We start from the raw sequence: 24034 nt of genomic DNA, 5'->3' as shown, positions 1-24034 counted from the left end.
CATCAACAACGCCATGACCCAGCAACCATGACCCAGCAACCATGACCGATCGAGCAATGCGAGCACCACGTTGGTTAGTTTGGGGATCAATTGGGCTAATCACCATTGGCTGCCTGCTGCGATTTTCCGGTCTAGGCCATTTCCTGCCTTGGTATGACGAATTGGCGACATTGCAGCACATCGCCGTTCAATCGGAATCGGATCTCACCCAACTATGGCAGGGGCGCGAACAGGTTTTGGCTGACCTATGGCACAGCCTATCGACAAAACCCCAAAAGACCACCTGGGATATGGTCACATCCCTCGCCACCCATGATGCCCATCACCCGCCCCTGTATTACCTGTTTGTTCGCGTCTGGGCCGACTGGTTTGGCAACACGATCGTCAGCCTCCGCACCGCCACGGCGATCATGGGGGTGATCCTGCTGGCTAGTGTTTTTTGGCTCCTGCGGCAACTGAGCCAGCGTCCCAGTTTGCCTTGGATTGGCACGGTGTTGGTGGCCCTGTCACCGCTACAAATTCTCTATGCCCAAGAGGCGAGGGAATATGTGATCTGGCTGATTTTTTTTGTGCTGTCCAGCGGATTGTTGGCCCGATCGCTGCGTCATTCCTCTTGGCCTCACTGGTTGCTGTATGGTCTTACCCTCACCCTGAATTGGTATAGCCATTTGCTGGGGGGATGCGTGCTGCTGGGCCATGGCCTTTGGGTTGGGGTGTGGGTGTGGCGATCGGGCGATCGAAACTGGCGACGGGCAATCCCTTGGGCGATCGCGGCGAGTGGAACCCTGCTGGCCATTTCCCCTTGGATTTGGGTGCTTTACCGGGCCCAAACCCAATCGATCGCCTCCCTGGCCTGGCTCAACCAGGCAGGGCCCCCAGGAATTCACCGTTGGGCGGCCCTGCGGGCCTTTGCCGCCACCCTGTGGGATAACCAACCGAATCTTTGGGCTTCCTTTCCAACGGCGACCGATGTTCCCTGCCTGATGGTGACCCTGTGGATGATCGTGGCCTTGGTGGGATGTTGGCGATCGGGAGAACCCTTGCTCAAGGGGTTTGTTCTCAGTGCAGTGGCCCCGTTCCTCGTGCTGGTCTGGCTGCCTGCGATTGTGATGGATCGAACGATGGCTTCCATCATTCGCTACCAGTTCCCCTTGCTCTTGGGAATGCAAGTGGTGTTGGCCAACTGGATTGTCACGACCTGCGAGCAAATTACCCCGAAGCCCGTCCAAGAATGGCCCCAGCCCCTATCGTTCTATCTATTCCGCTGGCGCTGGATGCCCCACTGTTTTGCGGCGCTGTTGGCGATTTTGCTGCTGGTTGCGAACCTGAACGCCGCCAGAGCACGCTCCTGGCAATTGTCCTGGTGGAGCAAGGGGGGAACCGTTTCTGTTGAAATTGCCAAAGCCCTGAAGGAAATTGATCGCCCCCTATTGGTGATGACCGATATCCCTGGGTATTCCCTCTCCGCTTTGGCCTTGAGCCACGCCAGCGATCGCTTGAAATCTCGCGGCGTTACCGTTTGGCTGGCTCCCAGTTTCCAAGGCCTGAACTGGCCCGATCGCCCCAATACCTTTGTGTTTAGTCCATCCCCCGATCTCCGCCAGGCGATCGAGCAGCGGGGTCAGCGGTTGATTCCCTTCGGAACTAGTTGGTGGAATTTGTGGCGATTGCAGTCCTCAACCCCCGATCGCCCCGCGCCCGATCGTCCCTCAACTTAGCCACCGTCGATCGCTTTTCTAGAGTGAACAACGCGGATTTCTTGTGCAGATTTTTCGCACTGAACTGGCGCGAATTGGGCCCACAAAACATGGACTATAACCAGAAAAATGGCGAAAAATTGACAAAAACATGGCTGATCCAAACGCACGAGCACCACGCTGGCTAGTTTGGGGGTCGATCGGGCTAATCACCATTGGTTGCTTGCTGCGATTTTCCGATTTAGGACAGTTCCTTCCTTGGTACGACGAATTCTCGACCCTGCGGCATATTGCGAACCAGACGGATCCTGAACTCATTCAACAATGGGGAGGCCGCGAGCAGGTGATGGCCGATCTCTGGCGCAGTCTTGCTGCAAAACCGGGCAAAACAGCTTGGGATACGGTTCAGTCTTTGGCGGCAGCCAATGCCCATCACCCACCCCTCTATTACTTGCTAGCCCGAGGTTGGGCCCACTGGTTTGGGAACAACATTGTCAGCCTCCGCACGGTGACGGCTCTGATGGGGGTTGCGCTGTTGCCCAGTGTGTTTTGGCTCTTACGCCAATTGAGCGATCGCCCCAGTTTGCCTTGGATTGGCACGGTGTTGGTGGCCCTGTCACCGGTACAAATTCTCTATGCCCAAGAGGCGCGAGAATATGCCATTTGGCTAGTTTTTGTGGTGCTTTCCAGTGGATTTTTAGCCCGATCGCTGCGCAATTCTGCGCAAAATTCTGCGCAAAAGTCCACTGGAGTTCACTGGTTGCTGTATGGCATCACCCTCACCCTCAATTGGTATAGCCACTTGCTTGGGGGGTTGGTGTTGCTGGGCCATGGCCTTTGGGTTGGGGTTTGGTGGTGGCGATCGGGCGATCGGCACTGGCGACGGGTTATCCCTTGGGCGATCGCGGCGATTGGAACCCTGTTGGCCATGTCCCCTTGGCTATGGACACTTTTTCAGGTTAGGAAGGGAGCCGTCACGTCCCTGGAGTGGTTAAATCAGACCTCTGCCCCCGGGATGCAGCGTTGGTCAGCCATGCGCGCATTTGCGGCCGTCTTGTGGGATGGCCAGCCCAGCATCTGGAACCCATCCTCTGCCGATTTTCTGCGATGGGTTGTGGTGGCGTTGTTTGGGGTAGCGCTGGTGCATTGTGGGCGATCGAGCGAACCAATGGTTAAGCGATTTGTCTTTAGTACCATTGCCCCGTTTTTCCTGTTGCTTTGGTTGCCAGCCATCGTGATGGATCGCGCCATGGCCACCATCATTCGCTATCAATTGCCGCTGATCATTGGTGTTCAAGTGGCCTTAGCTGATTGGATTGCCGCGCTTTGCGACCAGCTCCCCCCCAAGCCTGGTCAGGAATTGCCCCAACCTCTGTGGTTCTATCTCTGCCGTTGGCGTTGGATGCCTCAACTGTTTGCGAGTAGCTTGGCGATTTTGTTGGTCGTGGCTAACTTGAATGCGGCAAAGGTTCGCTCCTCGCAATTAACCTGGTGGAGCAAGGGTGGGCCAGGCTGGGTGGAAGTTGCCAAGGCCTTGAAAGAGGTCGATCGCCCGTTAATCGTGATGACAGAGGTTCCTGGCTATTCTTCTTTGGCCCTGTCTTTGAGTTATGCCAGCGATCGCCTGAAGGCTCGTAACATCAGCTTTTGGTTAGCTCCCAGCATTCAAAACTTGAACTGGCCCGATCGCCCCAATACCTTTGTGCTCGTTCCCGGCAAGAAACTGCCCAAAGCGATCGAGCAGCGGGGTCAACGGTTGGTTCCCTTTGGGGCCAGTTGGTGGAATTTGTGGCGTTTGGAATCCGCAACCCCCGATCGCCCCTCAACTTAGCCACTGGCCACCGCTGATCGCTTTAATCGCTTGGATTGTTGTGCTGGGTTTGCTGGATTTGCTGGATTTGTCTATTTCAACCTGTTCAAACCGGCCGAGCCGGCTTCGGAACCATGGATCAATCAGGGATGCCCGTTACCGCTTCGATCGAGTCGTCACCATCGGCCCCTAGGCTCGATCGAGCCATTGATCGAACTATTGATCAAGCCATTGACGGTGAAATTGTGACCGTTCGCCCCGACGCGGAAACTCTCACGCGCCAGCGATTGCCCTACTTTGTGGGCATTTCAGAAGCCACCGCAGGATCCAAGGGCATTTCCCTAAACCTGGTGATTATTCCGCCCGGGGGCGCGGCGGAACCCCACTTCCATCGGGACTATGAAACAGCGATTTATCTGCTCCAAGGACGGGTTGAAACCCGCTATGGCAAAGGGCTGAAACAATCGATCATCCATGAGGCGGGCGACTTTATTTTCATTCCCGCTGGCGTTCCCCACCAGCCCCATAACCTCAGCACCAGCGAACCGGCCCAAGCGTTGGTGGCCCGCAATGACCCCAACGAACAGGAAAACGTGGTGCTCTATGACCCGGCGGCGGATCAGGATACGGATTAATTGGAGTTAATTGGAGCCGCCGCCTGTGGAATTCGGAAACCGTTGTTTAACCCAAACAGGTACAGTAGAAGCCAGTGTTACAAAGCTGTTACAGGCTGGGCAATTCACAGGCAAGAAAACAATGGGCGCGGCGGTTTCCCTCCACAACGTACAAAAAATCTATGGCGATCGCCCCGTGGTGAAGGATCTCAGCTTTGAGATTCAAGCGGGAGAAATGTTTGGGCTGCTGGGCCCCAACGGCGCGGGCAAGTCCACCACCATTCGGATGATCACCACCCTCACTCGCCCCACCGCTGGACAAATTCAGGTGGCTGGGTTTGATGTGGCTCGCCAAATGCAAGAGGTGCGGCAACAAATTGGCGTGGTGTTGCAACAAACCAGCGTGGATGGCGATCTAACCGTTTGGGAAAATTTGGAATTCCACGGCCGGCTGCACCACATTCCCGCCAAAGAACGCCAAGGGCGGATCGATCGCTGGTTGGACTATGTGGAACTGGGCGATCGCCGCGATAGTCTCGTGAAAACCCTGTCGGGCGGGATGAAGCGTCGGTTGCAAATTGCCCGCGCCCTGTTGCATGAGCCGGAAATTTTATTTTTGGATGAGCCAACGGTGGGGTTGGATCCGCAAACGCGCCGCCGCCTGTGGGAAATTATTCGCGACCTAAATCGCGGTGGCATGACCATGCTGCTGACGACGCACTACATGGACGAAGTGGAATATTTGTGCGATCGGATCGGCATTATGGACGCGGGCCAACTGATTGAGTTGGGAACGCTGCAAGATTTTCGCACCAAGCATGGGGAAGGATTGGTCATGAAACAAACGGCCGATCGCTGGGATTACAAATTCTTCCCCACCCTTTTGGAAGCGAATCAATACTTAGATTCCCAGGCGGTGAAAACCGGGTTGATGGTGCGTCCATCGAACCTAGAGGATATCTTTGTGGAGCTGACAGGCCGCCAACTGGATTAACTGGGGGCAACCGCCCATGGAAATTGATCAAACCACTCACCAGACTTTCGGTTCCAAAGCATCGCCCTGGAAAATCCTGGCTCAATATGTGCTTTTAGGGGCGATCGCCCTGGTGATGTTGTTGCCCCTGCTCTGGCTGATGGGCACATCGCTGAAGTCGCCCACGGAAGATATTTTTTCCTTTCCGCCTCGGCTGATTCCCGCCGCGCCGACCTTAGAAAATTTTGTCAAAGCCTGGACGAGTGCCCCCTTTGCGCAATATTTGCTCAACAGCACGCTGGTGGCAGGGTTAACCGTGGCGTTGAACTTATTGATCTGTTCCTTGGCGGCCTATCCCTTGGCGCGGTTGTCGTTTAAGGGGCGGGAATGGATTTTTAGCGCGATCGTGGCCACCATCGCCATTCCCTTCCAAATTGTGATGATTCCGCTCTATATTTTGGCGGTGAATTTAGGGCTGCGAAATAGTTTTATTGGCTTAATTTTCCCGGCGATCGCCTCGGCCTTTGGCATTTTTTTGATGCGCCAGGCCTTCATGGGTGTGCCGAAGGATTTGGAAGAAGCGGCCCGGATTGATGGCTGTTCTGAGTTGGGAATTTGGTGGCATGTGATGTTGCCATCGGTGCGGCCGGCGCTGATTACCCTGGCAATTTTTGTGTTTATTGGGGCTTGGAGCGATTTTCTCTGGCCGCTGCTAATTTTGGATGACCCGAATTACTACACATTGCCGCTGGGGGTGGCGCGGCTGTCGGGCACGTTTTCCCTCGATTGGCGCTTAATTGCGGCGGGTTCGGTCATTTCGATCGCCCCAATTTTGGCTTTCTTTGTGGTGATGCAAAACTACATTGTGCCCAGCGAAACGGGCAGTGGCGTGAAGGGTTAGTCAACGGTTAGGGCGGTTGCCCTGGGTTTAGTCCATGCCGCAAGGGATGATTTCACCCGTTTTTGAGCGATCGCCCGTTTCAACGGAACGGTACAGTTGAGACGGTTTGGAATTTTGGTGTCCTGGGGGTTGGCATGGGGTTGATTGCCCGATCGCCCAGCTTTTGCCCGGGTCGCTGCCCAACCGCAAGCCTCAACTTAGCCGTCCGGCAAATTTTTTAGCAATGGCCGTTATCTGGGAACTGGATTTTTACTCGCGTCCGATTTTAGATGCAGACCAAAAAAAGGTTTGGGAAATCTTGATTTGTGAGAGTCCCACTGACTCGCGGGCCGATTGGCAGTCCCTGTTTCGCTACAGCAAATATTGCTCCAACAGCGAGGTCAATTCCGTGACCCTGATGCAGGCGATCGAAGAGGCGATCGCCAAGGCAGGCCAGGCCCCCAGCCGGATTCGTTTTTTCCGGCAGGCCATGAAGAACATGATCGTCAAAGCCTGCCAAGATGCGGAGTTGCCCTGCTCCCTCAGCCACCGCACCCACGCCATCAAGGATTGGATTGCCGATCGGCTCGAAACGGTCTATCCCCAAGAACCGGGCTACCAAGCCACCGCCCAAACGGCGGGCGTGTTCATGCCGCCACCGGCCGCCCAGCCCTTGCCCGATGCGCTGTTGGGGCAAAAGTGGGCCTTTGTTTCCCTGGAAGCGTCGGCCTTTGGCGAGCTGCATGAATGGGCGATCGACTTTGGCGAGGCGTTTCCCTTGTCCATGGTCAATTTAGCGCCCGATACGCCAGTTCCCGGGCTGCTGATTTTTTCGCCTCGGGCCATGGCCATCTCCGCTTGGATGTCGGGTTTGGAAATGGGCTTTGTGCGGATTGAACAACAGGTGAAGCCCTCCAGCCTGTCAAGCGATCGGGAGGAATTTCCCGATCGGGTGATTCTGGAAACCGGCATTGGTGACGCTTGGGTGCTCTCGACCTTGCCCAATGCGGCCCAAAAAGCCGAAGGACAAACCTTCGAGGCCCAAAAGCAAGGAGCACAAGGGGTGCATTTTTTGGCGGTGCAAACCAACCCCGATGAGGAACGCTTTGCGGGCTTTTGGCTCATGCGCGATCGCCGCGACAGCTAAACCGTTGATTGACCCCCAAAGTTCAGCCCCCAACTCAACCCCAGCAGAGCAAGACCCAAGGCAACTGGGAATTAGCCCAGCGCGATCGCCCCGCAGCCCTCAATCAAAACACGCTCAAACCCCCCAAAAACTATCCGCTCCTACCCGAAACAACGGATAGGAGCGGTCTAGCGGGTTATCAACTTGAAACTCAACTGCCGGGTATTGCGAAAGCTTTAACCGCCCCGTCGAGTGACGTGACCCTTTTTGAAGAGGGAGGGCTTACCTAGGCAACCAGCCCGGTGCACAGCCAGTATCCTCCAACTTGAAAACCCTGAGACATACTACTGCTACTACCCATGGGCATCACCTCCTGCTTTATTCAAAGGGCCTCAATCACCTTGAGCCAACTGCTAAAACTTGGACATTGCCCGAAGGCTGAATGCCCGCTGTTTCACGTTAAATGGCGGACTAGGCCTGATTGCCATTCAAATTAGCACGTTTTCCAAAAAGGCAGCAACCTGGCAGAGTTCATTAATCTAGCAAGCGTTGATCACTGGTCACCCGCAAGCCGTGATTAGTGACTCTCCACTGGCAAGCATGACCTGGCGATTAATCGGCAAGCACTAATCGGCAATAACCATGGAACGCATCACCCCCATGCCCCCAACCAGCGATCCGAAGGCGGAAATGGCCACGATTTTGCTGGTGGACGATGAGCAAGCGTTGGCCGATCCGCTCAGTCGGCTTTTGACCCGCGAGGGCTACAGCGTTGATCTGGCCAGCGATGGGCAAGCGGGCTATCAACTGGCCAGCCAAAACACCTACGATTTGCTGATTTTGGATTGGATGTTGCCAGAAATCAGCGGGGTGGAAATTTGCCAGCGCCTGCGCCAAATGGGTCAGGGTGTGCCGGTGTTGTTTTTGACGGCGAAGGACACGATCGACGATCGGGTAGCAGGGTTGGATGCCGGAGCCGATGATTACCTGGTGAAACCCTTTGAGTTGCGGGAGTTGCTGGCGCGGGTGCGGGCCCTGTTGCGACGGCCCCGAACCAACCCGGACGAGGCCCCAGAAACCTCAACGGGAACCGATCGCCCCGGCCGATTGCAGTGGCAGGATCTCGGCCTCGATTGTGATAATCAGTTGGCCTATCGGGGCGATCGGCTGATTGAACTCTCTGACAAGGAAACCTGTCTATTGGAATACCTGATGCGCCATCCGGGGCAAGTGTTGACCCATGACCAGATCTATAACCACCTGTGGCCCACGGGCGATCGCCCCAGCAGCAATGCCTTGGCCGCTCAAATTCGCCTGCTGCGACGCAAGATTGAAGCCGTGGGCGAACCCCCAGTGATTCACAGTGTCTATGGCAAGGGCTATCGGTTCGGCCTCACGACCGGCGACCCCTAAACCCTAACCAGCCCATTTTGCGAGCAAGCCGCCAAGCCCGGGACAAAGGCCCCCCTCGTCCCGGGGATTGGTGCTCTGATTCAACAATTGAGCGGCTCAACTCGGAGGCGTTGGTCGTGAAGCGATTGACGCTCCGAGTCCATGACTCGCGCACTAACTCAATCGGTCAGTGGGTTGGAGGCTCATCAATTATGAAGAAACGATGAAGACGTAGTTCAAAAAAATCAAAAATCGGTGCAAAAGCGTTTACTGAAAGGCTGATCTTCTTGATGGATCAACCTCACAGATAAAAACGCTCTTCATCGTCATCGACAGCTTCAAAGTTTCGCAGCAAGACTCGATCGAATACAGCATCAAGGGCCGCATCGTCAAAGTCCGTTGATCGCTGCTCTTGCAACGGATTCGATAGGGGATAGAGCTGTAGTTGTCTCCGGTCTTGAACTAAATAGAAATAGGGTTCCAAATCCGTTGTTTGGCCAATTTCTAAATAATCAAAGCTACAAACATTCAGGTAGAGCGTTCGGTTCGCAACCAACGTTGCCTGATGCTCATCGGCAAAGACATCAAGGACGAGACCTTCTCCGGTGCTCGTGGTTGTGCCGTCCTGGATATGCGTGTAGCGCACCCGATTCAGCCCAGCGAGCAGTTTTTGCATATCCTGCTTGTTGGCAATGATGCCACGATCGACAATGCAGGGAGCCGGTAATTGCGTTGTAGATGGACGTTTGTTCATGACAACCCAAGCTGAGGCGCACGCCTAAAGATATCTTGCTCGATCTTATCGGAAGGTCTTCACTTGTGCGCTGAGAAAATTACTGAAGTTGTTGGCTTGAGATTAACTCAGATCGAGAGCGATCGCCAACTGGCAAAAAATCAGGATGATTGAATCGATCGATGGGCCGATCTCAGCATTGCTCCCCCCTGAGAAGCGGCAGCAAAATTGATGCCCAAGAATCATGCCCCCTCAAAAATATGTGACCTGCACTGATCGAAAGCCCATCGAAAGCGATTGGAACCGATCGAACCCAATCGCAAACCAAATCAGAATGATGATTCATCCATTTCGACAGTTTCAATCAAAATGGAACCGTAGTTCTACGGAGAGAGAAAGGGGCAAAAACGCTCAGTAATTTCCAGGGTAACAACTACCAACGGGCCCTTACCACTCACCGAGCGCGTAACCTGATGGACGAGCCGGGGAAATGGCCCATCCCCCAGCCTGACTGTCGATGGCTCAAAGCTGGCTCCCAGAGCCGCAGCGGAGTTGAATTGAATGGAGATTGCTCCCTATGACGGAACCCCGACGATCGGCTAAATCAACAGCTAATTCTTCGCCGAACCCCGCGCCCAAGTCTTCCTCGAAACCCTCACCGCCCCGATCGGCTCGATCGCCCCGTGACCCCTGGTGGCAACCCTGGCGATCGGCGGGGCTACACTTGCTGGCGGGGTTGGCGTTTTATACGGTGCTGCCTGTTCCCTGGCAAGGCTCCTTGGACTTTCGGGGCATTGCTCGCCTTGCGCCGTTGATTGGGGCGTTCTTGGGGCTGTTGGTGGGTTTGGGGGATGGGGTGTTGGGCTGGGTTGGGGTGCCAATTCTGACGCGCAGTGCGATCGCGGTGTTGGGTTGGCTGGCTTTGACGGGGGGGTTGCACCTCGATGGGGCGATCGACACGGCCGACGGGCTGGCGGTGCAAGATCCCCAACGCCGCTTGACCGTGATGGCCGACAGCACCACCGGAGCCTTTGGGGCCATGGCTGCGGCCGCAATTCTGTTGTTAAAAACGGTGGCCCTGGCGGATTTGGCGCAGGCTCGCTGGCTGGTGATTGCGGCGGTGGCGGCCTGGGCCCGCTGGGGGCAGGTGGTGGCCATTTTGTCTTATCCCTACCTACGACCCAGGGGAAAGGGGCGAATGCACAAGGATGCGATTCGATCGCCCTGGAATTTGTTGCCCGGTTGGGCGCTGGCCCTCAGCTTCAGTGCGCTTTATGGGGGGTTGTTTCCGGGCAGTTGGCTGCCAGCGGTGGGGCTGGCCTTGGGAGGCGGGGCGATCGCCCTGCTGACGGGTGCTTGGTTTAATCGGCAATTGGGCGGCCAAACCGGCGACACCTACGGGGCGATCGTGGAATGGACTGAAGCGCTGCTGCTGTGTTTGATGGCCACACTGCAACAGCCTCCCAATGGTTGACGCTCAATGGGCGATATCCAAGGACTGATGCCCAATGGCTAATTCTCAATAGACCTCTTGCCTCAATCAAGACCCTCACCCTAAATCCCTCTCCCAAGTCGGGAGAGGGACTTGACGACTAACAACAAAATCGCCGTAACTCCCGATTTCTGGCTCCCCTTCGCCCTCCTTGGGAGAAGGGGTTGGGGGATGAGGGCTGTTAGCTGATTTGTGCAAGAGGTCTAATGTTTCAAGGATTGATGGGATCAAGGTTTGCGGGTTTCGGTGCGATAGGGCAAAATGCGCGTCCCGATCGCCAAACTTTCAGCCTCGTAGCTGGGGAGCTGATCGCCAAAGGGAGCAGGAACCAACTCTTGGAGGCTCAGCTCAGTGCGGTACAGACTAAAGAGCCAAAAATTCTGGCGATCGGTATTTTGCAAAACCACCTGGCGGATGGCGGGCCGCAGTTGGCCCACGGTTCCCTGGCAAGCCACCTGCAAAAAGCTGGGAGCTTCCTGGCAAGTGCTCTCCTGCACCTCTCGGCCGATGTAGTCCGCAGCAAAATCCGCATAGCGATCGGGGTTGGGATTGGTGACGGCCAGACCCGCCCCGATCGCCACAATCACACCGCTAACCACCACAATCGCTTTCACATCCGCCACCTTAAAGAACAATTCGACGGCCACCGATCCTGAATTCCGGTTTTGAACTCGATTCGTCAATCTGGATGATCTTGGCCCGTGGCTTCCATCCTATCGAGCGGCCGTTGCCGGCGCGATCGCCCCCGCCAAAATCAGGCTCCCAAGAAATTTGTCTATAGTAGGTATGCTTTTCAGCACAAAGTTGTTATAATGACCCACTACAGTGGCGAGCGTAGCCAAGGGGTTAAGGCAGCGGATTGTGGTTCCGCCATTCGTGGGTTCAAGTCCCATCGTTCGCCCTCTTCAAAACTCAATATCCAATGTCCCAAGCTTTCAGATTTCCGAGAAACCGAATTCTGAGAGTCTGGAAACATTGAAAACAAAGGGGTACATTCCATTTTGTACCCCCTTTTGATTGCCTTTGAATCGGCTGGGCTTGTTTCCCCAAGCTCGTCTCCCCAAGGTTGAGGCTGGCTACTGGGTTGGGCTATTCGGCTTAAAGTCAGAATCCAGGAACAGGCGCGGCGTGAGATCCAGCAGGGGCGGCGGTTCCGGCGTGGGCTTGGGTGGTTCGCTGGCGGTTCCGGTCAGCTCGCGTGCCAGTCGGGTTGCTTCCGCAATCGCCGTTTGGGGCACGATCGGGGAAATGGGCATGTTGGAATCCTGTTTCCAGGTGGTTTCCATGTCAAAGGTTAGGCGCTGCCCTGCGATCGTCCGCTGTTGAAGTTGGGTGGCCAGTTGCCTCACGCCGCCTGCTTGTTCGATCGCGCTGGCCAGTCGGGGCGAAATTTCAGCCGCACTGTTCAGCAAAATCAAGAAATTGGGCGCAACCTGGGCATTCGGCATCAAAAATAGATAGGTTGGCTCGCTCAGGGCCCGGCTGCGCCCGCCTTCCGAAAAATTTTGGATCCCATGGCCAACAATTCGCGCCACGTCCAAATCGGGATAAGCATTCAGCAGGGCCCCAATTAAGCGCCCACCGGCCACGATCTGCTCACGGCTGGGGCGCTCGCTGTCTGGGTCGTAGTGAAACTCAATCCCGATCGACCGCATATTGATCCAATTCACCGGGCGGTTGGTTTGCGGATCGGGATAGGCTGCTTGCTTCAGGATGTGAAAGGCCGTTTTGCTGGGTGGCACAGTCATCAAAATGTCGCCGTGCATCCCCACAATAAAATGGGCGCTGACTTCAGCCGGGTCGTTTTGCCACGATCCTGCCACTTGGGCGATCGAGAGCCGTCGCCCACTCAGGGCCGTGTGGTGAATCACGATCGTGTCCACCGGGCGATTGATCGGCCGATCTTCATAATCCCGCCGCGACAGGGATCCCGTGGCTAAATAATTAGAAATTGCAAACCCGGGCAACCCAATTTGCTGAGTTGGATCAGCGGTCTTGGCGTATTTCAGGGCCGCTTCGGCCCGACCATCAGGCGGCAAAACTCCATCGGAAGTAGATGCACCCACCGCAATTAAGAGTGCCGCCGCTAACACCAGCAAACAGTAACGCAGTACCTTGCGCGGATTCGACAGCATAATCACGGGATCTCTAGCGATCGCTGATGTGGAAACAAAGTTGGGGTTGGTGGCGGAGCGATCGAGCAAGCTGCCCAAAATCAGCCAAAAGGGTCAAATTTCAAGCAGCAGCCTGGAAGTTTGGCGCAATCTTAGCATCTTGCTTTTGCGAGGGACTGTGGCCAGGCGATCGAAACTGATATTGAAAGCTAAGAGGATATTCGGGCAGCCAAAATTGCTACCCTGCGGGCATCATCGATCGACACAAACAAGGGGCTTAGGGGCTGTCGTCATTTCTTAGGGTCAGGCGAAAACAGTTGATTATCCTTACCCCAATCGTCGCAACAAGGGGCTTAAGCCCCTTGTCCCCCACGATCTGTCAACGGCGGAATCAAGGTTTCAGGCGATTTGGCGACACCCCCTAAGCTCCTTGCCCCATGACTCTTAATCCTTGGCCCTGGCCAAAAGATACTTTTCAGATCTTTTCTAAATACCCGCAGCAGGTAATACCAAAAACTCATACTGAGAATATCAAGGCTCCAGAAATACCCAAGACCTTGTAAAGAAATTCAAGATCAAAAATTTAGGGCTGAAATGGCAAAAACCGCAGCGGCTTGTGGGAACCGTGCGGTTTTTGATTGCTGAGCCAAACCTAATCAAAGGTTTGCGGATGCTTGCCGTTGACTATCGATGATGATCGCCCAAGCGGCTAGATCATGACACCGATGGTACGTTGGCGGTTCTGAACCAATAATCTTGCCGAGGGAACCAGGCTGAGACTCGATCGAGCCAATTACAGCAGGCCCAGTTGCGACAGGATGCCTTGGCCGGTGATGAATTCCGTAGCGATACCGATCACGAAGCCCAGCATTGCCAGACGACCGTTCCAGGTTTCGGCGAAGGCAGTGAAGCCGTATTTAGCCTTTTGCTCAGTCATGGTTGAAGACCTCCAAAAAGGGGTTTCGAGCGAATAGATAGAAGTCGAGTTGGGCGAGCGTCCTGGTGTCAAGTTGCTCTATAGAAAATTTAACGCAATTTTTTGTTTACTGCAACGTTTCGTTACGAATCCATGAGTAAAAACTCTTACTGCTTCCCCTGCTGCCCCGCTGGCCTGCCGTAATTTCCCCCCGCAGCGCCCTGGACTCATGGAGCCTCAACGTTTGCCCAATCCTTTGTGGGACAATGGTTCGCGGGCATTAATTCCCAAAAATTTGCCCGGAAAGTTGCCCCTTGGGGGCTGAATTTCGCTGCTGTTGAGTTGGGTGGGGATTGTGGCTGTGGATGGGGAAATTTCGGCAAAGTCGTTGACCTTGGAAGAGGCGATCGCCAATTTGCGCAGTGAAGATGCCAGCTTGCGTTACTACGCGGCTTGGTGGGTGGGGCGGTTTCGGGTTTCGCAGCCGGACGTGATTGAGGCGCTGATTGAAGCCTTGGATTACGAGGGCGATCGCACCGAGGCGGGAGGCTTGCCGCTTCAGCGCAACGCGGCGCGGGCTTTGGGGAAGTTAGCCGATCGCTCGGCGGTTCCGGCCCTGATTCGATCGCTCACGTCGCCCGATTATTACGTGCGGGAGGCGGCGGCCCAGTCCCTCGGGCAGTTGGCAGACGATCGCGCCATTTCCGGGTTGTTGGCCCTGTTGGATGGAGGCGTGGCGGCGGCCGTGGTCGTGCCGGGCCAGCCCCACTTGGTGCAGCCCTACGATGCGGTTCTGGAAGCCTTGGGGAATTTGCAGGCTCAGGGGGCGATCGACGTGATTCGCCCCTTCACGGAACATTCCGTGCCCAAGGTGCAATACGCGGCCGTGCGGGCCCTGTATCAGCTCACGGGGGATGACCAATGGGGCGAGCGACTGGTGGCCGCCCTGCGGGGGCCCGATTTACAGTTGCGGCGGGCCCTGATGGGCGATGTGGGGGCGATCGGCTATTTGGCGGGGGCAGAGGCGATCGCCCAAACGGAGGCGGAAAATAGCTTGAAACTGATTGCGCTCAAAGGGTTGGCAGAACATCCCAACGCTACCCCCGATGGCCAAACCCTGACGGATGAGGGCCGCCGCATTTTGGTTTTGATGGATGGCTTGTTGTAGGGCAGGTCAACAGTACTAAATGGGTCGATCGCACCCCAATCCCGATGAGTGGGCGGCTTTATGGCCGGAGGCGGGCCGATCGGGCGAAAGTCTGTTGGCTGGCCGGTTGGGGATGATTCAGTTGCGACAGGGGGCGGGTTGGTGGTTGTTGGGTTTGGGAATTTGGCCCCAGCAGGGTTCGGTAATTTTGCAAGAACACCAGTGAGGCGATCGCCAACAGAAAATAGCCAAACCAGCGTTGTAAGCGATCGGCGGGCACCAACTTGGATAAGTAGGCTCCCGGTAACGTGCCTAGGGCCGCCGCCCCCGTGAAGGAAAGGGTCAGGGGCCAATCGATCGCCACATGGCCCGCATAGCCCGCCAGACCCGCGATCGAGTTAGCCGCAATAATCACTAGGGACGTACCGATCGCCTGTTTCATCGGGACATTGCCCAACAGCACCAACGCCGGCACGATCGCAAAACCGCCCCCCACACCCACCAACCCGGTCAGCATTCCCACGCCGATGCCCTCCGTTAGCAGCCACAGCCAACAGTAGCGACAGACTGGCTGGGGATAGGCTGCTAGGGCCGAATCTGGCGATCGATCTGCTGGGGCCGGTTGGTTGCTGCGACGAATCGTGGCGATCGCCGCCAACAGCATCATTCCCACAAACAGCATCATTTGAATGGGGGGCGTAACCCAAGGTTGGGTGGCCAACTTAGCGCCCCCAAAGGCCCCGATCGCCGTGGACAGCCCAAAAATCCCCGCTATCCGCCAGCGCACCCGCCCCGCCCGCCAGTGGGGAATGACTCCCAACAGGCTCACGGTTCCCACAATGGCCAACGTCATGGCGATCGCGGGTTTCACGGGCACGCCCATCACCGAAGTCAAAATTGGCAGGGCCAACACCGAGCCGCCCCCGCCCAACAGCCCGAGGGCAATGCCAATCACCACGGCCAATCCATGGCCGATCGCCCATATCAAACTATCCATAAACCCATCCACAGAACCATCTATAGAACTGACCCTTAAGAGGATGTCTGAAAAGCCAAAATCGATACTCTGCACGCCTCATCGATCGACATCGATCGACGAAGACAAGGGGCTTAGGGCGTGTCGTCAAATCGCCTGAAACCCTTATTCCACCGTTGTCAGATCGTGGGGGACAAGGGGCTTAAGCCCCTTGTTACAACGACTGGGATATGGAAAGTCAATCGTTTTCACCTGATCCTAGGAAATAACGACAGGCCCTAAGCCCCTTGCCCCCACGACTATTGGTGCATTGCCCGTGCCAAAAGACACTTTTCAGACATCCTCTAAGAAGTGATCCTTAATTGGCTGATTGCGATCTCAATCAATCGCGATCAATCGACCAACTGAGAATCTTGGAAAGCCACTGCAAATCCGGCCAATTGCATGGGCGATCGGAGTTGATCCATTTCGCCTGGCAATTGGCAAAGCTTTCTGAAGCCTGTTTCTGAAGTCTGTTGTTGTGCAGTTTCGCTGCTTGTTCCCTAGGACGCACGCTGGTTATAGGGCAACTTCGCCAGCAGCATGGCCAAAGCGCAGGTGTTGGTGATGCCCGCAAACGTCAGCCCAGCCCCCACAAACCCGCTCAACAGCAAGAACCAAGGGGAAACCAACGCACCCAGAACCGTGCCCGTGAACACCAAAGAGCCGGCCACGATTTGCACCTGTCGCATCAAACTGATCGGGGCCCGGCGATCGACCAAAACGTCCAAACCCGCTGCCTTCCAAGCCTGAAGACCGCCGATCAGGTCGATCGCTGGCGTGCGGCCCGCCTGCACCAATTGATTCGCCACCTCCGCCGATCGATTCCCTGTTTGGCAACAGAGCACCACCCAGCGATCGGGCTGAGAAACCGGCACTGTTTGCAAATCCAACTTGCTCATCGGCATCGACAGCGCCCCGGGAATGCGTTCCCCGGCAAACTCTCCCGGCTCGCGCACATCCACCACGATCGCCCGATTGGTGGCCAACCAAGCCTGAAGCTCAGTGACGGAAACCCGTTGGCGCACTGGCCCCACAGGCATCGGCTCAGGTGTCTTACCAAAATCATCGACCACCATCGGTTGAGAGTGGGTTCTGGGCAGTTGAGTAGGCGGGGAATTAACTTCAGGTTGAACAGGGGTCATCGATCTAAATCCTGGGAAGATTTGGGAACAGGGAGAAAAGGGGAGGAAACTCAGAACCTCCAGGGCGGACAGCGCGTTTAGACCGCCACCAGTTGCCCGCATTGTTGATTGGCAGGCACGGCCTCAGCCATCTTTTGGGGATTTGGCAGCCCCAAATTTTGCATCAGGGTCACGAAGGTTGCGCGATCGTGCCCCACAAACCGAGGATTGCAGCGTTTTTCTTCCCCGATCGTGGAAACCAAACAGCCGCGATAGTCATGGCCCGGGTAAACCAAGGTTTCATCGGGCAGCGCAAACAGCACTTCTGTCACCACTTGATAGAGCTGTTCGGCATTGCCGCTTTGGAAGTCCGTGCGACCACAGCCGCGAATGAGCAGGGAATCTCCCGTCAGCAAATGGGTTTGATTCACCAGATAGGCTAAGTGGCTGTCCGTGTGGCCCAGGGTGGCGATCGCTTGAATGGGCACTGAGCCAACCCAAAACACTTCGTCATCGTCCAAAGTGCGATCGGCGCAGGCGACCTTGGCCCCCATGGGAACAATTCCTTGGCAATCGGTCAAATCGCGTAACCGACCGGCTCCGGTCACATGATCCGCGTGGACATGGGTTTCTAGGCAAGCCACCAGGGTCAAGCCCAGTTCCTGAATCAGTTTGTAGTCTCGATCGACCTGTTCCAAAACCGAGTCCACCAAGACCGCTTGGCGACTGTCCCGATCGGCGATCAGGTAACTGTAGGTGCTCGTTTCCCGATCGAACAATTGCCGAAACAACATAGGGCAGTTCCTAAGAGTGAAGGGTGTTGGGCAAATTAGGAGGCAAATTGAAGGAGCAAGCAGCGGAATATGGTCTGAGAGAGGCTCTTGGTTCTTTTATGCTTGATTAATTAATATAACTATATACTCATATTTTGGATTTGCCACCCGATCGCCCCCATTTTTTCACCGGCTCCGTTAGCCTGGGTGGCCAGTCGTCACCCAGCTTCACTGGAATCGGGTTACCACCAGAATGCTCGATCGCCTTGATTTTGCCCAATACTTTCCCTCAGGGACAATTGAGCCATTCAATGGGGTAGAGTTGCCTTCGCAAGGGGATCAGAATCATTAACATCCTGTCGGGATCTCTCCTTCCCTGTCCGCTTCTGCCCTCGGTCAAGCCCTGATTCTGCATCCATGGCACCCCTCCGCAACTCTCCTTTTCCCTTCGCTTGGACATCGAGTTCTATGGCTAATACCCTTGACCATGAGTTAGACGCACTGGCATTCGTCGCGGACTATCTCAAGGTTTTGTCGGAACGCAATCGATTGCGAGTGCTGTGCTGCTTGCGGGAGGGGCCCCGAAATGTGGCGGAAATTGTGGAAGCAACGGGCCTGACCCAGGCTAATACTTCCAAGCATCTAAAAGTTTTGTCTCAAGCGGGCATGGTGGCTCGACAATCCCAAGGCACCAGCGCCTATTACCGAATTGTGGATCCGCTGATTTTTGATCTTTGTGAATTAATTTGGCGGCGACTGAGCGATCGCTTGGAACAGCAACAACAGGTGATCGCCAGTTTTCGGGTGCAGTAATTGGCCGATCGGGTGGCTATGCCAACGCGCCCTTAACGCGCCACTCACTCGCCATTAGCTCGCCCGCCATGAATTCGTCATGGAAGTGGGCTGTATGAAAGTGGGCTGCAATCAACGGGGATTGTGCAATTTTTGCTACCGTTCAGACAGTCCCTCGAAATCGCGCCCCTCGAAATTTCGCCATGGTAGCTCGCCCTCGCATCACCCACGTTATCTACGATCTCGACGGTTTGTTGCTGGATACGGAATCAATTAATGAAGCGGTGAACCGGGCGATCGCCGATCGCTACGGTTGTGCTTACGATCCAGCGGTGCGGGGACGCATCGCCGGGCGCGATGCCCACACGTCATCGGCGATTTTGGTGGAATGGTTGGGGTTGCCCATCAGTCCCGAGGAAATGTTGCAACAGCGGCGATCGCTGGTGGCCCAGTGGCAACCGGTGGCTAAACCGATGCCGGGGGCGGTGGAGTTGACCCATCACCTGCACCGATCGGGCGTTCCCCAGGCGATCGCCACCAGTTCCAGCCGCGGCCCCTTTGGTTGGAAGGCCGCACCTCACCGGGATTGGTTTCGCCTGTTTCACTGCACGGTGCTGAGTGATGATCCGGGGGTGCGCCAGGCCAAGCCCGCGCCGGATCTGTTTCGGGAAGCGGCTCGACGATTGGGGGCCGACCCGCGCCACTGTCTGGTGTTTGAGGATGCGCCAGCGGGCATTGAGGCGGCCCGGGCGGCGGGGATGTCGGTGATTGCGATTCCGGATCCGGCCTTGGAGCGATCGAGCCTGGCCCAGGCCGATGCGATTTTGCCCTCTTTGCAGGCCTTTGAGCCGGCCGATTGGGGATTGCCCGCTCGGGTTCCAGCGGCGGTTTGCTAAAGGGATGGGGCGATCGATGGGGCGCGTTTCGGCTTAACGGTTGGCTTCATCACCGTTTGCTTCAGGACTGAGCAGGTAGGTGGGGAGCCGATCGATGCTGGTTTGGTTCTTTGCTTGCCAATAGGCTTGCAGACCATCGGGGCCTTTGCGCTCCGCCCATTCCACCAACTGGGTGCGATCGCCCTGATAGTCAAACAACGGAACCCCAAACCCACAGGAGGTTTGCACCGAATCCACCGACAGCAACATGATTTGGCGCGTACCGGGCAGGGCCTCGAATCGATCGAGCCAGGATTGCCAATCGAGATCCCGTGGCCGAATCACGCGCCCTTGGCCATACAGCCGCAAAATCAACGGCGCACCCACAAAGCTGCAAAACATGAGGGTTAACCGGCCGTTTTCCGTTACGTGGGCTGCGGTTTCGTTGCCGCTGCCAGTCACGTCCAAATAACCCACCAAATTGGGTTCAAAACAGCGAAAGGTGTCCATCCCCTTGGGCGACACATTCACTCGTCCTTCTTGGGGAGCGGATGCCGTGAAAAACAGCTTCTGTTGTTCAATAAAAGCGGCCAGTTCCGGTGTGATTTGCTCGTAAAATTTTGCCATTTTGTTATCTCTAAACCTCTCTAGGGTTTTCTGAAATTCTCTGAAATTCTCTAAAATTTAAGCATTTGGAATTCGCAGGCTGGCGTGAATCCTCCAGCACCTTCTCCAATTTCTCAATTTTAGGTTATCCCTAGGTTATTCAATGGCTGCTGCTTCTCCATCTGCTAGCTGCGCGATCGTCTGGTTTCGTACTGATTTGCGTCTCCATGATCATGAACCGCTCTTGGCGGCTGCCGAAAGCCACAAGACGTTGATTCCGGTCTATTGCTTTGACCCACGACAGTTTGCGGAAACTGCCTTTGGTTTTCCCAAAACGGGCCCCTTCCGCGCTCGATTTTTGCTGGAATCGATTGCTGATCTGCGAGCTGCCTTACGAGCGAAGGGCAGTGATTTAATCGTGCGATCGGGGTTGCCAGAAGTGGTGTTACCGGCCCTGGCAGCGGAATATGGAGCACAGGCTATTTATTATCACGAAGAGGTGGGAACCGAAGAACAAGCAGTTGAATTGGCCCTCGAAGCGGCTCTGAAGACTCCACAAGCACCCAGACCGATCCCGGGAAACATTCAAAGCAAAGTTTATTGGGGCCACACCCTCTATCACCCGGATAATTTGCCCTTTGAGATTGGTCAAATCCCAGAGCTATTTACGGAATTTCGGAAAACCGTTGAAGCGCGATCGACCATTGATTCCCCCTTGCCCCCGCCCGATCGCCTGCCACCTCTGCCGCCGGGTTTGAACCCCGGTGAATTGCCCCGCCTGGCCGATTGGGGGTTGGTGGAACCGGAACCCAGCCCCTTGGCGCTGATCTCGTTTACGGGTGGCGAACAGGCCGGCTTCCAGCGGCTTCAGGAATACATTTGGGATGGCGATCATTTGCGGGTTTATAAGCAAACGCGCAACGGCATGTTGCAGCCCAATGATGCATCGAAATTCTCGCCTTGGTTGGCGCTGGGCTGTCTTTCGCCTCGGAAAATTTGGGCCGAAGTGCAAGCCTATGAACAGAAAGTGATTCGCAATGAATCTACCTATTGGCTCATTTTTGAACTGTTGTGGCGCGACTATTTTCGCTGGATTGTGGCGAAACATCGCCATCGAGTTTTTCGAGTGACGGGTTTGCAGGGAATAGCAATTCCTTGGCGACGGGATGCGGCGGCTTTTGCGGCTTGGTGCAACGGGCAAACGGGCTATCCCTTGGTGGATGCCAACATGCGAGAACTCCGTGCCACAGGGTTTATGTCGAATCGAGGTCGTCAAAATGTGGCCAGCTTTTTAACCAAGAATTTGGGAATTGATTGGCGAATGGGGGCCGAGTGGTTTGAATCTTGGTTGATTGATTATGATGTGTGCAGCAATTGGGGTAATTGGAACTACACGGCTGGGGTGGGAAATGATGCAAGAGGGTTTCGCTTTTTCAATATTTTGAAGCAAGCCAAGGATTACGATCCGCAAGGGGAATACGTGAAACATTGGCTCCCGGAATTGCGTCAATTGCCCGCTGGAAAAGTGCATCACCCCTGGATGTTGTTGCCCGTGGAACAGGAGCGGTTTGGTGTACAAATTGGCTGTGATTATCCAGGGGCGATCGTGGATTTGTTTGAGTCGGCGGCGGAGAATGAAGCCCTTTATAACCGGGCGATCGGGAAGGGTGCTGCGGGTCGCTCAAAGCCGGCCCATCGGGGTTCCCGGCGCGATCGCCCCCGACGACCTTAGGAAGCTGTTTCAAAAGCCAAAATTGCTACCTTGTAGGTCTGGTCGATCGGGACAAACAAGGGGTTTAGGACTTGTCGCCAAATCGTCTGAAACCCTGATTCCACCGCTGGCGGATCGTGGGGAGCAAGGGGCTTGAGCATCTTGTTACGACGACTAGGGTACGGAAGATCAGCCGTTTCAGCCTCACCTCGAAAAAAGACGACAGGCCCTTAATCCCTGTGCTCCGCGATTTATGGATCCTTGCCCCATGCCCAAAGACACTTTTCAGACATTTTCTGAGGCATCAAGGGGTTTCATTGATGTTTTGGAGCGGTAACGTTGGGCCAGGAACTTTGGATAGATACGGCGACGAGAGTAATTCTGGGCGAGTAATTCTGGGCAAGATTTGGAGGTAAGAGGGTGATGGAGCGATCGATGACAACGGCAGCAACCCACCAAAATCGGGTCAGCCCTTCCGGTTACGGACTGCGACGGCGGTTGGGGCGATCGCTGGTGGCCTTGGGGGCCAGCCTGCTGGCTGGTGGCTTCGCGCCCGCCTTGGCCCAAGCCGCCGAGCGGATTGAGCTGACCTTTGGGGCCTTGGGCCTGTCGATCGAAATGAAGTCCCTAGAAGACTTTGTGGCGACCGGTGAAATTTCCGATGAGCTGGAGTTCTATACCCGGTTTCTGACTCCCGATCAATTGGCTCAGGTGCGATCGGCCCTGACCGATCGCCTGGATATCAACCTGTTGGCCGTGTCGCAATTCTTCAATGCGCCCCAAGGGGAAACCATCCTGCGGCGCTTGGCCCAAGTGATCCGCACCGGGCGCAATTTACAAAGCGTGCCGGCCCTGCGTGCTGCGATCGTCCGTTCCGCCGCCGACCCGGAAGGACTAACCCCCCTGAATTTGCTGCGCTACTATCCCACTCCCAGTATGCGAGTGGACTTGGCCCAAGCCCTGAGCCTGTGGCGGCAAATTGAGGAAACCACCATTCACCAAGACCAAGCCACCGCCGCCGTGGAAACGGCCTTTGCGGCCCAAGCTGGCTCTCCCATTACGCCGCCCCCTTTTGAGTTGCGGCAACCGGGCCCCTATGCGACCGCCAAAACCAGCCGCGTAATTCAGCCGCGTGATCGTCGTCCCTTTGCGGCCGATCTTTACTGGCCCTTGGCCGCGACGGGCGATCGCCCCGTGGTGGTCATTTCCCACGGTCTCGGATCCGATCGGCGCACCTACGGTTACCTGGGTGAACACTTGGCCTCCCACGGTTTCATTGCCATCCTGCTGGAGCACCCCGGCAGCGACAGCCGCTACATCCAAGCCCTGATTAACGGCGAGGCCAGCGAAGCCGCCGACCCCAGGGAGTTCATTTCGCGGCCGGCCGATGTGCGCGACATTCTCAACGAACTGGCAACCAATCCCCAAGCCCCTGGAGGATTCACCGGGGTCATTGACCTCGATCGCACGGCCGTAGTGGGGCAGTCCTTTGGTGGATACACCGCCCTGGCCAGTGCCGGGGCCCCGCTGAATTTCAAGCGGCTGAAAACCGACTGCGCCTCCGACGACCTGTTTTGGAATACGTCGCTGCTGTTGCAATGTCGGGCTTTGGTGGTGCGCCCCACGCCTGACACGGACTATCTATCCCTGCAAGATGCCAGGGTGAAGGCCGTGGTGGCCATTAGCCCAATTACTTCCAGCCTGTTTGGGCGTGAAGGGATTGCCCAACTGCAAGTGCCCACGGCGATTTTGTCGGCCAGTAATGACCCGATCGCCCTGCCCTTGTCGGAACAGTTGCGCCCCTTTGCTCAAATGTCGATCGCGGATAAGTATCTGTTGGTGCTGCGAGGTGGCACGCATTTTTCAACGCTGGGGGCCACGGGCGATGAAACCGTGCAGCTCCCGGCTAGCTTGGTGGGCCCCCGGCCGGACTTGGCTCGCGACTACACGAAAGCCTTCATCACGGCTTTTTTGAAGCGATATTTGGGGAACGATCACGCCATGGCGAACCATCTCACCCCCCAATGGGCCAATTCCGTTTCTCAGCCAGAGTTGCCGCTGTATTTGCTGAGTCAACTCTCGATCGAGCAGTTGCCGCGCCCCGTGGCCCACAGGCCAACCAAAAATTCCCGATGGATTGCCAATCGCCACCGGCCCGATCAACCCATCCAGACCCGCTGAAGAAATGGGGCTATGGCGAGTGGATTGGGGCGATCGTCAGGGAATTGGGACGAGCAAGCGCTC

22 protein-coding genes and 1 tRNA gene are annotated in these 24034 nt (G+C 56.0%); 14 read left to right on the top strand and 9 right to left on the bottom strand.

Translation table 11 applies throughout. The annotated features are described in order from the left end of the window. The first annotated feature begins 41 nt into the window (after positions 1-41). The 7 genes from AC2IAX_RS09760 (at position 42) to rppA (ending at position 8513) form a co-directional block, all read left to right on the top strand. Positions 42-1718, top strand: coding sequence for a glycosyltransferase family 39 protein (locus AC2IAX_RS09760; protein ID WP_494387340.1), 1677 nt, complete (start codon positions 42-44; stop codon positions 1716-1718). 130 nt (positions 1719-1848) lie between these two features. Continuing rightward, complete coding sequence (locus tag AC2IAX_RS09755; protein WP_494387339.1) at positions 1849-3528, top strand: glycosyltransferase family 39 protein; 1680 nt, start codon at positions 1849-1851, stop codon at positions 3526-3528. A 128-nt stretch (positions 3529-3656) separates the two neighbouring features. After that, on the top strand, positions 3657-4142 hold the full coding sequence (locus tag AC2IAX_RS09750) for a cupin domain-containing protein (RefSeq protein WP_494387338.1): 486 nt from the start codon (positions 3657-3659) through the stop codon (positions 4140-4142). 121 nt (positions 4143-4263) lie between these two features. Beyond that, on the top strand, positions 4264-5115 hold the full coding sequence (ccmA, locus tag AC2IAX_RS09745; protein ID WP_494390348.1) for a heme ABC exporter ATP-binding protein CcmA: 852 nt from the start codon (positions 4264-4266) through the stop codon (positions 5113-5115). 16 nt (positions 5116-5131) lie between these two features. Continuing rightward, positions 5132-5995 (top strand): carbohydrate ABC transporter permease, encoded by an 864-nt coding sequence (locus AC2IAX_RS09740; RefSeq protein ID WP_494387337.1) that lies wholly within the window; start codon positions 5132-5134, stop codon positions 5993-5995. Positions 5996-6218: 223 nt separating this feature from the next. Beyond that, complete coding sequence (locus AC2IAX_RS09735; protein ID WP_494387336.1) at positions 6219-7121, top strand: Tab2/Atab2 family RNA-binding protein; 903 nt, start codon at positions 6219-6221, stop codon at positions 7119-7121. 621 nt (positions 7122-7742) lie between these two features. Next, on the top strand, positions 7743-8513 hold the full coding sequence (gene rppA / locus AC2IAX_RS09730) for a two-component system response regulator RppA (RefSeq protein ID WP_494387335.1): 771 nt from the start codon (positions 7743-7745) through the stop codon (positions 8511-8513). A 280-nt stretch (positions 8514-8793) separates the two neighbouring features. Here rppA and AC2IAX_RS09725 read toward each other — a convergent pair whose 3' ends face one another. Further along, positions 8794-9246: a hypothetical protein gene (locus AC2IAX_RS09725; RefSeq protein WP_099531653.1), complete on the bottom strand. Its 453-nt coding sequence runs from the start codon at positions 9244-9246 to the stop codon at positions 8794-8796. Between the two features lie 556 nt (positions 9247-9802). Between AC2IAX_RS09725 and cobS the strand changes: the two genes are divergently transcribed. Further along, entirely contained in the window at positions 9803-10699 is an 897-nt protein-coding gene (gene cobS, locus AC2IAX_RS09720) for an adenosylcobinamide-GDP ribazoletransferase (protein WP_494387334.1), read from the top strand. 245 nt (positions 10700-10944) lie between these two features. On the opposite strand, the gene AC2IAX_RS09715 is transcribed toward cobS, so the two are convergent. After that, complete coding sequence (locus tag AC2IAX_RS09715) at positions 10945-11364, bottom strand: DUF4359 domain-containing protein (RefSeq protein WP_494387333.1); 420 nt, start codon at positions 11362-11364, stop codon at positions 10945-10947. Positions 11365-11545: 181 nt separating this feature from the next. Between AC2IAX_RS09715 and AC2IAX_RS09710 the strand changes: the two genes are divergently transcribed. After that, positions 11546-11618 (top strand) — tRNA-His (locus AC2IAX_RS09710). A gap of 175 nt (positions 11619-11793) precedes the next feature. On the opposite strand, the gene AC2IAX_RS09705 is transcribed toward AC2IAX_RS09710, so the two are convergent. Further along, positions 11794-12930: a peptidoglycan recognition protein family protein gene (locus tag AC2IAX_RS09705; RefSeq protein WP_494387332.1), complete on the bottom strand. Its 1137-nt coding sequence runs from the start codon at positions 12928-12930 to the stop codon at positions 11794-11796. A 694-nt stretch (positions 12931-13624) separates the two neighbouring features. Further along, complete coding sequence (locus AC2IAX_RS09700) at positions 13625-13768, bottom strand: chlorophyll a/b-binding protein (RefSeq protein ID WP_099531648.1); 144 nt, start codon at positions 13766-13768, stop codon at positions 13625-13627. Between the two features lie 325 nt (positions 13769-14093). On the opposite strand from AC2IAX_RS09700, the gene cpcE reads away from it, so the two are divergent. Further along, entirely contained in the window at positions 14094-14915 is an 822-nt protein-coding gene (gene cpcE, locus AC2IAX_RS09695; RefSeq protein WP_494387331.1) for a C-phycocyanin alpha-cysteine-84 phycocyanobilin lyase subunit CpcE, read from the top strand. 58 nt (positions 14916-14973) lie between these two features. On the opposite strand, the gene AC2IAX_RS09690 is transcribed toward cpcE, so the two are convergent. The 3 genes from AC2IAX_RS09690 to AC2IAX_RS09680 all read right to left on the bottom strand — a co-directional run bounded on the left by AC2IAX_RS09690 (position 14974) and on the right by AC2IAX_RS09680 (position 17827). Continuing rightward, entirely contained in the window at positions 14974-15882 is a 909-nt protein-coding gene (locus AC2IAX_RS09690; protein WP_494390347.1) for a sulfite exporter TauE/SafE family protein, read from the bottom strand. A gap of 530 nt (positions 15883-16412) precedes the next feature. Further along, the gene (locus AC2IAX_RS09685) at positions 16413-16952 is read right to left on the bottom strand and encodes a rhodanese-like domain-containing protein (RefSeq protein ID WP_494390346.1); all 540 of its coding nucleotides are present in this window, start codon (positions 16950-16952) and stop codon (positions 16413-16415) included. Positions 16953-17131: 179 nt separating this feature from the next. Further along, on the bottom strand, positions 17132-17827 hold the full coding sequence (locus tag AC2IAX_RS09680) for an MBL fold metallo-hydrolase (RefSeq protein WP_494387330.1): 696 nt from the start codon (positions 17825-17827) through the stop codon (positions 17132-17134). Between the two features lie 447 nt (positions 17828-18274). On the opposite strand from AC2IAX_RS09680, the gene AC2IAX_RS09675 reads away from it, so the two are divergent. Together AC2IAX_RS09675 and AC2IAX_RS09670 are read left to right on the top strand one after the other, a co-directional pair. Continuing rightward, positions 18275-18619 carry an ArsR/SmtB family transcription factor gene (locus AC2IAX_RS09675; RefSeq protein WP_099531646.1) on the top strand — a complete coding sequence of 115 codons (345 nt, stop codon included), beginning with the start codon at positions 18275-18277 and terminating at the stop codon, positions 18617-18619. A gap of 182 nt (positions 18620-18801) precedes the next feature. After that, positions 18802-19494: an HAD-IA family hydrolase gene (locus AC2IAX_RS09670; protein WP_494387329.1), complete on the top strand. Its 693-nt coding sequence runs from the start codon at positions 18802-18804 to the stop codon at positions 19492-19494. 33 nt (positions 19495-19527) lie between these two features. Here AC2IAX_RS09670 and AC2IAX_RS09665 read toward each other — a convergent pair whose 3' ends face one another. Then, positions 19528-20100: a pyridoxamine 5'-phosphate oxidase family protein gene (locus AC2IAX_RS09665; RefSeq protein WP_494387328.1), complete on the bottom strand. Its 573-nt coding sequence runs from the start codon at positions 20098-20100 to the stop codon at positions 19528-19530. 142 nt (positions 20101-20242) lie between these two features. Between AC2IAX_RS09665 and AC2IAX_RS09660 the strand changes: the two genes are divergently transcribed. Next, entirely contained in the window at positions 20243-21811 is a 1569-nt protein-coding gene (locus AC2IAX_RS09660) for a DASH family cryptochrome (RefSeq protein ID WP_494387327.1), read from the top strand. On the opposite strand, the gene AC2IAX_RS09655 is transcribed toward AC2IAX_RS09660, so the two are convergent. Beyond that, positions 21808-21951, bottom strand: a complete 144-nt coding sequence (locus AC2IAX_RS09655) for a hypothetical protein (RefSeq protein WP_494387326.1) — start codon at positions 21949-21951, stop codon at positions 21808-21810. The genes AC2IAX_RS09660 and AC2IAX_RS09655 overlap by 4 nt on opposite strands. Positions 21952-22213: 262 nt before the next feature. On the opposite strand from AC2IAX_RS09655, the gene AC2IAX_RS09650 reads away from it, so the two are divergent. After that, entirely contained in the window at positions 22214-23971 is a 1758-nt protein-coding gene (locus AC2IAX_RS09650; protein ID WP_494387325.1) for an alpha/beta hydrolase, read from the top strand. The last annotated feature ends 63 nt before the right edge of the window (positions 23972-24034 follow it).

Source organism: Limnothrix sp. HT2024 (assembly GCF_059138625.1).
Note: the sequence above shows the minus strand (reverse complement) of the source record. Positions and strands in the feature narration are given on the sequence as shown.